At 66.3% G+C, this 14,606-nt stretch carries 14 protein-coding genes; 12 read left to right on the forward strand and 2 right to left on the reverse strand.

The genetic code is table 11. The annotated features are described in order from the left end of the window. The first annotated feature begins 11 nt into the window (after nt 1-11). From ACSBPQ_RS07855 to ACSBPQ_RS07910, 12 genes are all read left to right on the forward strand, one after another. Complete coding sequence (locus ACSBPQ_RS07855; RefSeq protein WP_442684450.1) at nt 12-317, forward strand: hypothetical protein; 306 nt, start codon at nt 12-14, stop codon at nt 315-317. Then, nucleotides 314-625: a hypothetical protein gene (locus tag ACSBPQ_RS07860; protein WP_442684451.1), complete on the forward strand. Its 312-nt coding sequence runs from the start codon at nt 314-316 to the stop codon at nt 623-625. The genes ACSBPQ_RS07855 and ACSBPQ_RS07860 overlap by 4 nt, the downstream gene beginning before the upstream one ends. Nucleotides 626-632: 7 nt before the next feature. Beyond that, complete coding sequence (locus ACSBPQ_RS07865) at nt 633-1,271, forward strand: FMN-binding negative transcriptional regulator (RefSeq protein WP_442684452.1); 639 nt, start codon at nt 633-635, stop codon at nt 1,269-1,271. Nucleotides 1,272-1,350: 79 nt separating this feature from the next. Next, nucleotides 1,351-2,013 (forward strand): carbonate dehydratase, encoded by a 663-nt coding sequence (can, locus tag ACSBPQ_RS07870; RefSeq protein ID WP_442684453.1) that lies wholly within the window; start codon nt 1,351-1,353, stop codon nt 2,011-2,013. Between the two features lie 63 nt (nt 2,014-2,076). Further along, nucleotides 2,077-2,604: a 3-hydroxyanthranilate 3,4-dioxygenase gene (locus tag ACSBPQ_RS07875; protein ID WP_442684454.1), complete on the forward strand. Its 528-nt coding sequence runs from the start codon at nt 2,077-2,079 to the stop codon at nt 2,602-2,604. A gap of 97 nt (nt 2,605-2,701) precedes the next feature. Beyond that, nucleotides 2,702-3,976, forward strand: coding sequence for a kynureninase (gene kynU, locus ACSBPQ_RS07880; protein WP_442684455.1), 1,275 nt, complete (start codon nt 2,702-2,704; stop codon nt 3,974-3,976). 47 nt (nt 3,977-4,023) lie between these two features. Further along, nucleotides 4,024-5,394, forward strand: a complete 1,371-nt coding sequence (locus tag ACSBPQ_RS07885; RefSeq protein ID WP_442684456.1) for an FAD-dependent oxidoreductase — start codon at nt 4,024-4,026, stop codon at nt 5,392-5,394. Next, nucleotides 5,394-6,836, forward strand: coding sequence for an exodeoxyribonuclease I (gene sbcB / locus ACSBPQ_RS07890; protein WP_442684457.1), 1,443 nt, complete (start codon nt 5,394-5,396; stop codon nt 6,834-6,836). Before ACSBPQ_RS07885 ends, sbcB begins: the two co-directional genes overlap by 1 nt. Next, nucleotides 6,833-7,519 (forward strand): DUF2461 domain-containing protein, encoded by a 687-nt coding sequence (locus ACSBPQ_RS07895; RefSeq protein WP_442684458.1) that lies wholly within the window; start codon nt 6,833-6,835, stop codon nt 7,517-7,519. Before sbcB ends, ACSBPQ_RS07895 begins: the two co-directional genes overlap by 4 nt. 73 nt (nt 7,520-7,592) lie before the next feature. Next, nucleotides 7,593-8,066: an SRPBCC family protein gene (locus tag ACSBPQ_RS07900; protein ID WP_442684459.1), complete on the forward strand. Its 474-nt coding sequence runs from the start codon at nt 7,593-7,595 to the stop codon at nt 8,064-8,066. A gap of 261 nt (nt 8,067-8,327) precedes the next feature. Further along, nucleotides 8,328-8,597: a hypothetical protein gene (locus ACSBPQ_RS07905; RefSeq protein WP_442684460.1), complete on the forward strand. Its 270-nt coding sequence runs from the start codon at nt 8,328-8,330 to the stop codon at nt 8,595-8,597. A gap of 139 nt (nt 8,598-8,736) precedes the next feature. Further along, complete coding sequence (locus ACSBPQ_RS07910; protein ID WP_442684461.1) at nt 8,737-9,414, forward strand: hypothetical protein; 678 nt, start codon at nt 8,737-8,739, stop codon at nt 9,412-9,414. A gap of 434 nt (nt 9,415-9,848) precedes the next feature. On the opposite strand, the gene ACSBPQ_RS07915 is transcribed toward ACSBPQ_RS07910, so the two are convergent. Next, a complete protein-coding gene (locus tag ACSBPQ_RS07915) occupies nt 9,849-13,265 on the reverse strand; it encodes an AAA family ATPase (RefSeq protein ID WP_442684462.1) in 3,417 nt (1,138 codons plus the stop codon). Next, entirely contained in the window at nt 13,262-14,488 is a 1,227-nt protein-coding gene (gene sbcD / locus ACSBPQ_RS07920) for an exonuclease subunit SbcD (RefSeq protein ID WP_442684463.1), read from the reverse strand. The genes ACSBPQ_RS07915 and sbcD overlap by 4 nt, the downstream gene beginning before the upstream one ends. Between the last annotated feature and the right edge of the window lie 118 nt (nt 14,489-14,606).

The following is a 14,606-nucleotide window of genomic DNA, read 5'->3' on the forward strand; positions in this document are numbered from 1 at the left end:
CTGGCCCGTCCATGATCCTCTTCCTCGCCCTGTGCTTCATCGGCGTAGCCATCGCCGGCTTCAGTGCGCTGCTGATTTTCTGGCCACTGACGCTGATCCATATCCGCGACCGCCACCCCGCCACTGCCGCGCAGTTCGGCGACTTCGCCTTTCTCGACGGCAAGGCGCTGCACTGGTTGTTGAGCGGCCGTTACCGCACGCTGGACGATCGCGCCCTCAGCGGCCTGGCCACACCCGCCCGCCTTGCCCTGATCGTGATGTGGCTGGCACTGGGCCTGGCATTGCTGCTCTGGCTCTTTTCGCAGGTACTGAAATGAACGACACCCACGCCCCTTCCGACCAATGGTGGCTTGCCCATCTGGGCAACACGCTGATCTGGGCCCGGCTGCGGGTGCGTCCGGCCGGTACCGCCGAAGTATTGGACAGCGACGGCAACACCCTGAGCTACGACAGCGAGGATACCGCCCGCGCGCAGCTGTTCGACGCCGAGTTCGTCGCCTTCGACGGCCTGGATGAGGAAGACGCGCTGCAGCGTGGTTTCTCCCTTCACGAAGTGACCCCGCCGCAGGGCGACGACGAACAGTTGTCGGGCCGCATGGTGCAATCCCTGGGCGGCCGGGCCTGAGCGACGCATGTTCAGTCCCCGCGCATTCGATGAAAAGGATCTGCAGTGGCTGGACCACCTGTTGGAGCGCAACGCCTTTGTCACGCTACTGACCACCGGTGATGATGGCCTGCCTGAAATCAGCCGTATTCCGGTGCTCTACCGTCGTCAAGGGCAGCAGATCGAACTGCTCGGGCACTGGGCCCGGTCCAATCCGCAGGCGCAGCGCCACGGCATCGCCAAAGTGCTGGTGGACGGCCCTCATGGCTATGTGTCGGCCAGCTGGTATCCGGACAAGCTGCACATCGCCCGTGTCCCGACATGGGATTACGCCACCGCCGAACTGCGTGGCCAGTTGCAGCCATTCAACGACCCCAACGCACTGGTCGAGCTGGTCAGCGCGCTGAGTAACCGGTTCGAGGCCAGCGTCGGCCAGGACTGGCGCTTTGAGCCAGAGCGTGATGACCACCTCCGCCAGCTGCGTGGCATTGTCGGCTTCCGTTTCACCGTCGAGCACACACAGATCACACTGAAGCTTAGCCAGAACCACCCCGAGCCCAACCAGTTGGCGGTGATTGCACACCTGGAACGCCTGGCCACGCCTGAATCCCATGAGCTGGCGCAATGGATGCGCCGGCTTCGCGATAAAGCCGCCGACGGCGACTGACCTGCCCCATTTCCTGCGACGTCGCCCCTGACACGGTGGCGACGCCCTCCCCCTCCAAGATCGCAAGGGAAGCTTCACCATGAAAGACATCCATCAGCTGCTGCAGAACAACCGCGCCTGGGCGGACCGGATCGCGAAGGAAGATCCGGATTTCTTCCGGCAACTGTCCACGCAGCAGAATCCGGAATACCTGTGGATCGGCTGCTCCGATTCACGCGTGCCGGCCAACCAGATCATCGGCATGGCACCGGGTGAGATTTTCGTGCATCGCAATGTCGCCAATGTGGTGGTGCATACCGACCTGAATTGCCTGAGCGTGATCCAGTACGCGGTGGACCAGCTCAAGATCAAGCACATCCTGATCGTCGGCCACTACGGCTGCGGCGGCGTGCATGCGGCACTGAACCAGACCCGCGTCGGGCTGGCCGACAACTGGTTGCGGCATGTCGGCGACGTCGCCCAGAAGCATGAAAAGCTGCTTTCCCTGATTGATGATCCGGAGCTGCGCCACGCCCGCCTGTGCGAACTGAATGTGATCGAGCAGGTGGCCAACGCCTGCCGTTCGACCATCATCAGAGATGCTTGGGAGCGCGGGCAGAAACTGATGGTGCACGGCTGGGTCTACAGCCTGCGCGATGGCCGGGTCAGCGAGATGGGCATCGACGTCGGCAGTTCCGAACAACTGCAGCCGGCCTACGAGAAGGCACTGTCATTCGTGCCGCTCCACGGCAAACGCCACTGAAGTAGCAGCCACGACCCTGCCCGCGCCCAGGGCCTTGGCACGTCCCATTTTCTAGGTATCCGCATGCACGCAATGCCCCTCAACCTGCTCGGCTGGATCGAAGAGCATCGGCATCTGCTGAAGCCGCCGGTCGGCAACAAGATGATCGAGAACGGTGATTTCATCGTGATGGTGGTCGGCGGACCGAACAGCCGCAGCGACTACCACTGGGATGAGGGCCCGGAGTGGTTCTACCAGCTCGAAGGCGAGATGGTGCTGCGCGTGCAGGAGGATGGCGCGGTGCGCGACATCCCCATCCGGGCCGGCGAGATCTTCCTGCTGCCGCCGCGGGTGCCGCACTCCCCGCAGCGCATGCCCGGCTCGATCGGGCTGGTGATCGAGCGCAAGCGCCTGGAGCACGAACTCGACGGCTTCATGTGGTTCTGCCCGCAGTGCAACCACAAGATCCACGAAGAGTTCTTCCACCTGAAGAACATCGAGACCGACCTGCCCAAGGTGTTCGACCGCTTTCATTCCTCGTTGGAGCATCGCACCTGCGGGCACTGCGGCACCGTGCATCCGTTGCCGACGCCGGCGTCGCCCGAGATCTGACAGCGCCCCGCCCGGCTCGCGCAACTGCCCGCATCCGCATCCGGCAACCACGCCGGGACAGGTACACTTCGGGCTCTTACTCGACGCCCGCGTACCGATGAACGAAACCCTGTCCCCGGCCCACGCCACCGCACTGGATGCCGCCGATCCGCTGCGCAAGCTGCGCAGCCAGTTCCTGATTCCGCAGCACCAGTCCGCCGACCAGACCTACTTCGTCGGCAACTCGCTGGGCCTGCAGCCCAAGGGCGCCAGGGCCATGGTGCAGGAAGTGATGGACCTGTGGGCCAGCATCGCCGTGGAAGGTCATTTCACCGGTCCCACGCACTGGATGGGCTACCACCGGCTGGTCGCCGATTCGCTGGCCCGCGTGGTCGGCGCACAGCCCGGCGAAGTGGTGGCGATGAACACGCTCAGCGTGAACCTGCACCTGATGATGGTCAGCTTCTACCGGCCGACCCGCGAGCGCCCGGCGATCCTGATGGAGGCCGGTGCGTTCCCGACCGACCGCCATGCGGTCGAAGCGCAGATCCGTTTCCACGGTTTCAATCCGGCCACCGACCTGATCGAAGTGCAGCCGGACGAACCCAACGGCACGATCTCGATGGAGGCCATCGAGTGGGCGCTGGGAGAACATGGATCGCGCGTGGCGCTGGTGCTGTGGCCCGGCGTGCAGTACCGCAGCGGGCAGGTGTTCGATCTGGCCGCGATCACCCGGCTGGCGCGTGCGCACGGTGCCAATGTCGGCTTCGACCTGGCCCATTCGGTCGGCAACGTGCCGCTGGCGCTGCATGACATCGCCCCGGATTTTGCGGTGTGGTGCCACTACAAATACCTCAACGCCGGTCCCGGCGCGGTCGCCGGCGCCTTCGTGCACGAACGCCACGCACGCGACACTTCGCTGCCGCGCTTTGCCGGCTGGTGGGGTCACGAGCAGGCCACGCGCTTCCAGATGGCACCGGAATTCATCCCGGAAGTCGGCGCCGAAGGCTGGCAGCTGAGCAACCCGCCCGTGCTCGGGCTGGCACCGCTGCGCGCCTCGCTGGCGCTGTTCGACGAAGCCGGCATGCCGGCCCTGCGCGAGAAGTCGCTCAAGCTCACCGGCTATCTGGAAATGATGGTCCGCGCGCGTCTGGATGGCGTGCTGCAGATCATCACGCCGACCGAGCCGGAACGCCGCGGCTGCCAGCTGTCGCTGCGGGTGGCCGGTGGTCGTGAACAGGGACGTTCCCTGTTCGAATACCTGCAGTCGGTCGGTGTGCTGGGTGACTGGCGCGAACCGGACGTGATCCGCATCTCGCCCACACCGATGTACAACCGCTACCGCGATGTCTACCGCTTCGTGGACGAGGTCGAAGCCTGGGCCGGCATCTGATCCACAGCCGCCTCGCCCCTTCCTGGCTACCGCTCCGGAACACTGATTTGAACACTTCTCCCACGCGTCATCTCACCTTGATCGGCGCCGGCCTGGCCGGCTCGCTGCTGGCCATCCTGCTGGCCCGCCAGGGCTGGCGCATCACCGTCTACGAGCGTCGCGGCGATCCGCGCATCGCCGACTACGAGTCCGGCCGCTCGATCAACCTGGCGCTGGCCGAACGCGGCCGCAATGCGCTGCGCCAGGCCGGCGTGGAAGAGGCGGTGATGGCCAAGGCGGTGATGATGCGCGGGCGCATGGTGCATCCGCGCAACGGTGCGCCAGAGCTGCAGCGCTATGGCCGCGATGACAGCGAGGTGATCTGGTCAGTGCATCGCGCCGAACTCAACGTCACCCTGCTGCAGCTGGCCGAAGAGGCCGGTGCGCGGTTCCACTTCCATCGCCGCCTGCACACGGTGGATTTCGATGCCGGCTATGCACGCTTCATCGACGACCGTGACGATTCGCCGCACGACATCCACTTCGACACGCCACTGATCGGTGCCGACGGTGCCGGCTCGGCGCTGCGCGCGGCGATGAGCCGCAAGTCGCCACTGGGCGAGCGCACCGAGTTCCTCGACCACTCCTACAAGGAGCTGGAAATCCCGCCGCACGGCGATGGCAGCTTCCAGATCGAGCCCAACGCGCTGCACATCTGGCCGCGCGGCCGCTACATGTGCATCGCCCTGCCCAACGACGAAGGCACCTTCACCGTCACTCTGTTCCTGCCCAACGAAGGTGAGCCCAGCTTCGCCAATGTGCGCAGTGGCGCCGAGGCGCAGGCGCTGTTCCAGCGTGAGTTCGCCGACGCGGTGCCGCTGATTCCCGATCTGCGCCGCGACTGGGAACAGCACCCGCCGGGCCTGCTCGGCACGCTGTACCTGGACCGCTGGCATCTGGACGGCAAAGCGGTGCTGATCGGTGATGCGGCCCATGCCATGGTGCCGTTCCACGGCCAGGGCATGAACTGCGCGTTCGAGGACTGCGTGTTCCTGGCAGATGCGCTGGCTGCCAACACCGACACCGCGCAGGCCTTCGCCCTGTTCGAACGCGAACGCAAGCCCAACGCCGCGGCAATCCAGCAGATGGCGCTGGACAACTACATCGAGATGCGCGACCAGGTGGCCGATCCGGCCTTCCTGCTGCAACGCGAGCTGGAACAGGCGCTGCAGGCACGCTGGCCCACCCGCTTCGTACCGCACTACACGATGGTCACTTTCCTGCACACGCCTTATGCTGTGGCGCTGGAGCGCACCCGCATCCAGCAGCGCATCCTTGCCGACGCCACCGCCGGCCACACCACGCTGGAGCAGATGGACTGGGCCGCGCTGGAACGGATCGTCCACGAACAGCTGCCGGTACTGGAAGGAGCGCACTGATGAGTGGCAGCTTCCTGTTCTACGACCTGGAAACCTTCGGCCAGGACCCGCGCCGCACCCGTATCGCCCAGTTCGCGGCGGTGCGCACCAATGCCGAGCTGGAAGTGATCGACGAGCCGGTCAGCTTCTACGTCAAGCCGGCCGACGACCTGCTGCCCTCCCCCATCGCCACGCTGATCACCGGCATCACCCCGCAGCACGCACTGGCCGAAGGCGTCAGCGAGGCCGAAGCCTTCGCCCGTATCAACGACCTGATGAGCAGGCCACAGACCTGCACGCTGGGCTACAACACGCTGCGCTTTGACGACGAGTTCGTCCGCCACGGTCTGTTCCGTAACTTCTTTGACCCCTACGAGCGCGAATGGCGCAGCGGCAACTCGCGCTGGGACCTGCTGGACATGCTGCGGCTGGTGCACGCGCTGCGTCCGGACGGCATCGAGTGGCCGCAGCGCGAGGACGGCGCCACCTCGTTCAAGCTCGAACACCTGGCCATCGCCAACGACGTGCGCGAAGGCGACGCCCACGAGGCGCTGTCCGACGTCTACGCCACCATCGGCATGGCGCGCCGCTTCCGGCAGGCGCAGCCGCGCATGTGGGACTACGCGCTGAAGCTGCGCGACAAGCGCTTTGTCGGCAGCCTGCTGGACGTGGTGGCGATGACACCGGTACTGCACATCTCCATGCGCTACCCGGCCAACCGGCTGTGCGCCGCACCGGTGCTGCCGCTGACCCGCCACCCGCACATCAGCAACCGGGTGATCGTGTTCGATCTGGAGGGCGACGTGCAGCAGCTGCTGGACCTGTCGGCCGAGGAGATCGCCGCGCGCCTGTATACCCGTGCCACCGACCTGCCTGAAGGCCAGCAGCGGGTGCCGCTGAAGGAAGTGCATCTGAACAAGGTGCCGGCGCTGGTGGCCTGGAACCACCTGCGCGCGCCCGACTTCGCCCGTCTGGACATCGACCCGGCCGCCATTGAAGCCAAGGTCGAACAGCTGCGTGCACTCGGCCCGGAACTGGCCGAGAAGGTGCGCTGCGTGTTCGCCGGCGAACGTTCGGCCGGCCCAGTCGATGCCGACGCCTCGCTGTACGACGGCTTCCTCGCCGACGGCGACAAGGCGCTGATGCCCAAGGTACGCACCGCCCCGCCCGAAGCGCTGGCCGAACTGGAAAGCCGTTTCCGCGACCCGCGCCTGCCGGAACTGCTGTTCCGCTACCGTGCCCGCAACCACCCGCACACGCTGCACGGCGAGGACCGCTCGCGCTGGGACGACTACCGCCGCCTGCGCCTGTTCGACGAAGCCGCCCGACTGGGTGAGCAGACCCTGCCGCAGTACTTCGCGCAGATCGAGCAACTGCGCGCCGAACATCACGACCAACCCGAGCGCCTCGCCCTGCTGGAGCACTTGCAGCACTGGGGCCAGCACCTGCAGCAATCGCTATGACCGCCTATTTTTCCGACGCCAGTTTCAAGTTCCTGCACGGGCTGGCCGCGCACAACAACAAGACCTGGTTCAACGACCACAAGCCGCAGTATGAAGAGCATCTGCGCCAGCCGTTCCTGCGCCTGATCGGCGACCTGCAGCCGGATATCGAGGCGATCAGTCCACATTTCCGTGCCGATCCGCGCACGGTGGGCGGATCGCTTTACCGCATCCAGCGCGATGCGCGCTATTCCCACGACAAATCGCCTTACAAGACCTGGCAGGGCGCGCGTTTCTACCACGAACGTCGCCGCCTGCAGATCGTGCCGCTGTTCTACCTGCACCTGCAGCCGGGCAACTGTTTCCTCGGCGGCGGCCTGTGGCATCCCGAGCCGGAGAACATGCGCAAGGTGCGCCAGTTCATTTTCGACAACCCGGCCAGCTGGGAGCGCGCCGTGCGCGACCCGGCCATCACCCGCCGCTTCACGATGGATACCGACGAGAAGCTGCAGCGGCCTCCACGCGGCTACCCAGCCGATCACCCGCACATCGAGGATCTGAAACAGCGCAACTGGGTGTATTCACGCCCGCTGACCGATGCGCAGATGTGCAGCCCGCAGCTGCGCCAGACCCTGGTCAAGGACTACACCACGCTGGCGCCGTTCATCGACTACCTGTGCGCGGCGCTGGACCTGGAATTCTGATCGGGCCGGTTTCACACCCGCTGCCACGGTTTGCGGCACCCTTGCCGGTACCACCCGACAGGAGGCCGCCGCCATGACCGCCATCCATCACCAGCTCTGGATCGATGCTCCCCTGTCCACCGTGTATACCGGGCTGGCCACCGCCGGGGGACTGAGCCAATGGTGGATCGCGCACCAGCAGTCGGTAATCGACGGTGCCACCCTCCTCAGCCACAACCCGGGCGCCGGCCATGGCGTGGTGGCGATGAAGGTGCTGGAGACGGTCCCCGACCAGCGCGTGCGCTGGGAGGTCATCAGCGACCATCCCAGCATGAGTCCGGCCTCGGCATGGCTCGGTACCGAGATCCGCTTCGACCTCTCCCGTCGCGCCAGCCCCGGCACCTGGCGCGGCCTGCCGCACGAAGGTGAACCGATGACGGTGCTGGAGTTCCACCATCTCGGCTGGGACCCGCACAGCGAATATTTGGGCTTCTGCAGCCAGGCCTGGGCTGAAACTCTGGTATTGCTGCGCCGCTGGGCCGAAGCCCACACGGCAGGTCATCACTGAGCCGTGCCCACTGCCGACTGGAATTACCCGCCTCCCCGGTCCGCCTGAAACGCAGCATCATTTCCTTCGTTTTCCGCAGCCGGGCTGGAGTCCATTAACACAGTGCTTCGGGATTTTCTGTGATGTCGGATGGACGCGCCCAATTCATTTTTGCGGGCCTTCACTGTCCCTACACGTATTCCAATATCAGCTGAAAGCGGATCCGGGCTGCCGCCAAAAGCCCGCTATATTCCAGAGGCCCCAAGACGAAGGAGTAGTGGAATGTTTCTGACCAGACAACATCTAGTGATGGCACGTACGCTTGCTGTGGCGATCGTCGCCACGGCAGGCCTCGCTTCCTGCGCGACCTATAAAGAAGAGTTTGCAGGAATCAACTCGCGCCTCGACCAGCTCGACACGCGTGTGCAGGGCGCGGCGCAGAGTGCCGAATCCGCCAACCAGTCCGCGCAGCAGGCCAACCAGCGGCTGGATCAGCTTGAAGGCCGCGTCCAGCAGCTCGAAAGTGCTCCCCGGCGCACGCCGCGCGGCTGACACAGACGCTTGACCCCGGGATTCCGGTGGCCTTTGTCGGCCACTGGTTTCCTTCCATCACGCAGGCTTTCATTCCAAGGAACCGCCCATCCGTACCTTCAAACGCCCCGCAATCCGCATCACTCACGTCGCACTGGCAATGGCGCTGGTCTTCGCCGGCATCGGCGTTGCCAGTGCCGGGGAGGCAGCCGCGCAACCGGTTGCTGCCGTCGATCAGCTTCCGCCTGACCAGGACGTATCGGACACGGTGATTGAACTCGCCGGCTGGGTGGTCGCAGCCAATGACAACCATGGCTATCCGTTCGCGATCATGGACAAGACCGCCGCACAGATCCTGGTGTTCAGCGGTGACGGCCGTCTTCGCGGCGCGACGCCGGGACTGTTCGGCTCGGCAGTGGGTGATCACACGGCCCCGGGCATCGCCGGTCTGGCGCTTCGCGAGATTCCCGGCAAGGATCGCACCACGCCGGCCGGTCGCTTCGTGGGCGGCTACGGCCCATCGATCGATGCCGGGCGCGTGCTGTGGGTGGACTACGATTCGGCAGTTTCCATGCACCCCACCGCTACCGGTGTTCCGACCGAGCGACGCGCAGAGCGCCTTGCCTCGCCCACACCGGACGACAACCGCGTCACCCACGGCTGCATCAACGTCTCGCCCGGGTTCTATGAGCAGATCATCCAACCCACCTTCGAGCGCGGCGGAGTGTTCTATGTCCTGCCGGATGCGGCATCGATCGCCGAGACCTTCCCGGAATTCGCGCAGAGCCTTGCGGCCAAACAAGGCAACGAGGGCCGCCGCACACGCCGCGGGCGCTAGTGCCGACCTGTAGCGCTTGATTCATACCAGCCGGCCCCGTTTCCCGCTTTGACTTGGCCATCGTGCGGACACCGTTAGAGCGAATCAGTCCCGCAGAGCGGTCGGCTGGGTGAGCTCTACCAACCCAGCGCCTTTGAGCTTTCCGTGATGCCGGGTTGATGAATCCAACCCAGCCTGCCGAATTGGTGCGATGGAGCACTTTGCCCGGAATTCCGAGCTCTCTGCTCAGCGCACGGAGCTTTTTTCTCGGGCTACCGAGCTCCTGAGCTCGGAGCGTCGGGCTTTTTGCCCGGAGCGTGGAGCAATCTGCTCGACGTGCCGAGCTTTTTTCTCGGTGCCCGGAGATTTTTGCTCGGGCCGCCAAGCACCTGAACTCGGAACGCCGGGCTTTTTGCCCGGAAGGCGATCCTACCGGCCCGCAGGACGCCCCCGGTTCAGGGGCTCAGCACCGTGCTGTGCCCCAACCCGCGGGTCTTGCGCACCTGGATCTGCACCGGGATGCGTTCCTTGACCGCATCGACATGGCTGATGATGCCGATCAGCTTGCCCTGGGCGTTGAGGCTGTCCAGCGCGTCCAGGGCGACATCCAGCGAATCCGGGTCCAGGCTGCCGAAACCTTCGTCGAGAAAGAACGAGTCGATGCGGGTTTTGTGGCTGACCAGGTCCGACAGGCCCAGTGCCAGCGCCAGGCTGACCAGGAAGCTCTCACCGCCGGACAGGGTGCGGGTGTCGCGGCGGACGTCGGCCTGCCAGGTATCGAGCACACTCAGCGCCAGCCCGACACCGGCGCGGGCAAGCAGGTAGCGGCCGCCATCGAGCCGTTGCAGGTGCTGGTTGGCCAGCCGCACCAGCTGGTCCAGGGTCAGGCCTTGGGCGAAGGTGCGGAACTTGTCGCCCTGCGCCGAGCCTATCAGGCCGTTGAGGTGCTGCCATTGCTCCAGCCGCGCGCCGGCCTCGTCGATCTGCGCGTGCAGCACCTGCAGGCCGCTGCGCTGGGCCTGATCCAGCTCCAGCCAGGTACGCAGTTCCGTAGCCTGGTCGCGCACCTGCTGCACGGCCGCCTCGCTGGCCAGCGCCTGCTGCTCCAGCTCCCCGGCACTGGCATCGCTGCGCGGACTGTCCTGCAGCGACTGCTCGCGCTCGCGCAACTGCGCCGCACGGCTGCGGGCATCGGCCAGCGACTGGGCAAGTGCATCCTGCTGCGCCTGCAGCTGCTGACGCTGTTCGGGCGGCAGGCGCGCGGCCAGCAGCGCCTCGACGTCGGCGAAGCCGTGTTCGCGCAGCGCTGCATCGAGCCGGGTTTCGGCCTGATGCAGATCTTGCGTACGACTCTCCCGCAGCACCTCGGCCGCGTGCGATGCCGCGGCGGCCTGTTGCATCTGCTGCTGTACCTGTTGCAGCTGCGTGGCGGCGGGGCGCAGCTCTGCGGTGGGGTCGGCCACCGGCGCCAGTGCCTGACCCGGTTCGGCGGCATGGCCGCTCTCGTCCCAGCGCTGCTGCCAGTGACTGCCCTGCTCGCCCGCCTGTTTGGCATCGCTGCGGCGCTGGACCAGCAGCTGCTGCAGCGCCAGCAGTTCGGCTTCGCGCTGCCTCCATTGCGTCCACTCCTGCTCACGCTGCTGTAACCACGCGCCGGTATCGGCTGGCAGATCGCCTTCAGGCAGATCGGTCGACAACTGCTCACGCAGATGCTCGACTTCGCTGATGGCCGCTGCGTGGCGATCACGCAGCTCCTGCTCGCGGCCGGCGGCCAGCGCCAACGCCTCGCGCAGGCCCTGCAACCGGGTGTCATGGCGGTCCAACGCCAGCTGCTGTTCGTTGCAGTGTTGCTGAACGGCCTGCAGCGCGGCTTGCAGCTGTTCGATCCGGCTCAGCTGCTCACTCAGCTGCGTGCCCGCTGCACGGGTGGCATCCAGTTCGGCCTGCAGCACCGCCTGTTCGTCTTCTTTGCACAGCGTCAGCTGCAATTGCGCGCAGCACGCCGTCCACTCGGTGCCGAGCGCGGCGAACTGCCCGTTCAAGGCATCCAGTTGTTTGCTGGCGCGCTCCAGTTGCGATTGCCGCGCCACCAGTTGCAGCTCGCTGCGTTGCTGCTGTTCGTAGGCCTGCCGATGCTGCTGTTCAGCGGCACTGGCGGCGGCCTGCGCGGCGCTGGGGTCCAGCTGCCGGTACTGCTCGATGGCCGGGTGTTCGGTGGCGCCACACAGCGGGCAGGCCTGCCCGTCTTCCAGCGTGGCGCGATGTCCGGCCAGATCCATGATCTGCAACTCCAGCGCGGCGATGCGCTGGCGGTCATCGCGGGCTGCCTGGGCGGCGGCCAGCGCGCTCTGCGCAGCTGACAGCTGCTGTTCGTCATCGATCAGCGCGGCCTGCAGCTGCTGCAGCTGCGCCTGTTCGACGCTGATCTGCGCGCGCAGCATCTGTCGCTTCTCGGCCAGCGGCGAAAGATCACGCAGAGCGCCATAACGCTCACGCAGCTGGTCGCGCGAAGCGCGCAGCGCCTCCAGGCTGGTGCCAGTGCTGGCAGCACTGAACTGTCCTGCCTGCGTGTCCCGCTTTGCGATGGCTTGCTCCAGCGCCGTTACCAGCCCTGCCCGCTGGGCGTCGCCGGCCTGCAGCTGATCACGTGCCTGTGCATGCTTGTCGCCCGCATCGCCCAGCGCCTGCTGCGTTTGTGCCAACTGCTGGCTGGCGGCCTGCAACTGGGTGAACCCCGCACGCCAGCCCGGCAACTTATCGCCGAGCTGGGCGTGAGCGGCAAGACCGCTCTGGGTCGCCTGCAGCTGCTCCAGCTGCTGCTCATCGCGGTGCAATACATCGCTGCTGGCCTGCGCGCTTTGCCGCGCCAGCTGCAAACACGTCCACAGCGCATCGCATTCGCGCTGGTGTTGTTCGAGCTGCCGCTGCTGCGCACACTCATGCCCATCAACGGCCTCGGCCAGCACCTGTCGCGCCTGCTGCCAGTGGTTCCAGGCCGGCCAGACCGTTTCGGCCGGCTGCGCGCGTTGCAGCCGCTCGCGTGCCGGTGCGGCATCGTCCAGCACCTGCTGCGCGGCGCGCGTGTCCGTGTCGGCCGCGCGCACCTGTGCCTGCAACCGGTCAAGCTCCTGCCGCCAGGCCAACGCCTCGCGGCTGTGCAGCTGCGCGGCCAGCAACGGCGGCAGCTGCGCGGCCAGCTGCTCAGCCTGCTCCTGCAGTGCCGTGCGCTCGGACTCGGGCAGCAGCTGCACGCCGCCGGCATGGGCCTGCAACTGTTCGACCTCGCGCTTGAGCTGGTCGGTGCGCAGGTACACGCGCTGGGAGATGTCGCTGTAGATATCGGTACCGGTGAGCTGCTCCAGCAGCTCGGCGCGATCCTTGTCGGAGCTGTTGAGGAAGTCGGCGAACTGGCCCTGCGCCAGCAACACCGAGCGGGTGAAACGGTCGAAATCCAGCCCGGTGCGGGCCTCGGTTTCCTCCAGCTTCTCCTTGATCGAGGTGGTGATGATGGTCCCGTCGGCCAGCGCCAGTTCCACCTGCGGCGCCTGCAGGCGGCCATCGACCTTGTCGCGAGCGCGTCGCTGCGCCCAGAACGCCCGGTAGCGCTGACCACGGCTCTCGAACTCCACCTCGGCCAGACAGTCGGCGGTGTGCTCGGTCATCAGCGGGTTGTGCGCGGCCGAGAGGGTGGCCATGCGCGGGGTGCGATGGAACAGGGCCAGACAGATGGCGTCCAGCAGTGTGGTCTTGCCGGCGCCGGTGGGCCCGGTGATGGCGAACAGGCCATCGGCAAAGGCCGGCGCGGTGAAATCCAGATGGGTTTCGCCCTTGAGCGAATTGAGGTTCTTCAGCCGCAGCGAGAGGATCTTCATGCCAGCTCTCCCTCTTCGATCGCGGCCAGCACCTGTTCGAAACAGGCGTGCAGCTCGGCTACCCGCTTTTCCGAAAGATCTTCCTCCTGCGCCAGTCGCTGCGCGAACACCTCGCGCGGCTGCAACTCGTCCAGATGCTGGCCGTCGGCGGCATCGATCACCGCGCTGACGTTGCTGCGCTTGCGCCGGATGCGCAGCACCTCCAGTGGCAACACCTCGACCAGCGCGGCGATGCGGCTTTGCAGATCCGGCAGGTAGTCATCGGTTTCCACCGTGACCTCGACCCAGCCCAGCTCGCCGGACGGCACCCGCGCGGCCACGTCGGCCAGCTGCTGCGGCAGGCTGGTCAGGGTGCCGGCCACCCGCGCCAGCACCCGGAAGCACGGCACCGACAGCTGCGTCACCGACTGCAGTTGCTCGCCTTGCAACTCGACCAGCAGCACCTGCTTGGCCTGCCCGACCTCGTCGAAACTGAGCGGAATCGGCGAGCCGCTGTAGCGGATGTGTTCCAGCCCGCCGACCTTCTGCGGCTGATGGATATGCCCCAGCGCAATGTACGCCGCCGGCGGGAACGCACTGGTCGGAAAGGCGTTGAGCGAGCCGACATAGATCTCGCGCACCGAATCGCTGGTGCTGGCCCCGACCGTGGTGAGGTGGCCGGTGGCCACGATCGGCAGCGGTGCGGCTTCGGCCTCGCGCATCGCGACGGCGGCGGCGTGGATGCGCGCGTAGTGCGCGGCGATGCCCTCCATCATCGCGCCACGCTTGTCATCGGCGCTCTGCCCGGCCTCACTGCGCGCCACATCGCGGGCACGGATGAAAGGTACCGCGCACAGGATCATGCCCGGCGCACCGTCGCGACCGGGAATCCGGTAGACGTGCTGCTGCGGCTCGGCCATCAGCGTGGGCACCACCAGCGTGTCCAGCCGCGCCAGCAGCCCGCGTGATTCGGACAGCATCGCCGGCGAATCATGGTTGCCGCCCAACACCACCAGCCGCGCGCCGGTATCGCGCAGGGCGACGATGAAGCGGTTGTACTGCTCGCGCGCGTAACTGGGCGGGGTGCCGGTATCGAACACGTCACCAGCCACCAGCACCGCATCCACCCGGTGCGCCTGTACCTGCCCGACCAGCCAGTCCAGAAACGCCGCATGTTCGGCTTCGCGCGACTGGCCGAGGAAGTTCTGGCCGAGGTGGAGATCGGAGGTGTGCAGCAGACGCATATGAATCGATTCCCGGGAAAACGCGGATGGCGGAAGCGCATCCGGTATGGCGAAGAGCGGCAAGTGTGCACCGTCGGCAATGCTGCGGCCATGTCAGCACGGCCGCGTCGCAATCGCT

Source organism: Stenotrophomonas sp. JC08, from assembly GCF_052180205.1.
Classification (GTDB): Bacteria; Pseudomonadota; Gammaproteobacteria; order Xanthomonadales; family Xanthomonadaceae; genus Stenotrophomonas.

Coding starts and splice junctions, on each gene's coding strand:
- ACSBPQ_RS07855 (WP_442684450.1), top strand. CDS start 12: ATGATCCTCTTCCTCGCCCTGTGCTTCATCGGCGTAGCCATCGCCGGC.
- ACSBPQ_RS07860 (WP_442684451.1), top strand. CDS start 314: ATGAACGACACCCACGCCCCTTCCGACCAATGGTGGCTTGCCCATCTG.
- ACSBPQ_RS07865 (WP_442684452.1), top strand. CDS start 633: ATGTTCAGTCCCCGCGCATTCGATGAAAAGGATCTGCAGTGGCTGGAC.
- can (WP_442684453.1), top strand. CDS start 1,351: ATGAAAGACATCCATCAGCTGCTGCAGAACAACCGCGCCTGGGCGGAC.
- ACSBPQ_RS07875 (WP_442684454.1), top strand. CDS start 2,077: ATGCACGCAATGCCCCTCAACCTGCTCGGCTGGATCGAAGAGCATCGG.
- kynU (WP_442684455.1), top strand. CDS start 2,702: ATGAACGAAACCCTGTCCCCGGCCCACGCCACCGCACTGGATGCCGCC.
- sbcB (WP_442684457.1), top strand. CDS start 5,394: ATGAGTGGCAGCTTCCTGTTCTACGACCTGGAAACCTTCGGCCAGGAC.
- ACSBPQ_RS07895 (WP_442684458.1), top strand. CDS start 6,833: ATGACCGCCTATTTTTCCGACGCCAGTTTCAAGTTCCTGCACGGGCTG.
- ACSBPQ_RS07900 (WP_442684459.1), top strand. CDS start 7,593: ATGACCGCCATCCATCACCAGCTCTGGATCGATGCTCCCCTGTCCACC.
- ACSBPQ_RS07905 (WP_442684460.1), top strand. CDS start 8,328: ATGTTTCTGACCAGACAACATCTAGTGATGGCACGTACGCTTGCTGTG.
- ACSBPQ_RS07910 (WP_442684461.1), top strand. CDS start 8,737: ATGGCGCTGGTCTTCGCCGGCATCGGCGTTGCCAGTGCCGGGGAGGCA.
- ACSBPQ_RS07915 (WP_442684462.1), bottom strand. CDS start 13,265: ATGAAGATCCTCTCGCTGCGGCTGAAGAACCTCAATTCGCTCAAGGGC.
- sbcD (WP_442684463.1), bottom strand. CDS start 14,488: ATGCGTCTGCTGCACACCTCCGATCTCCACCTCGGCCAGAACTTCCTC.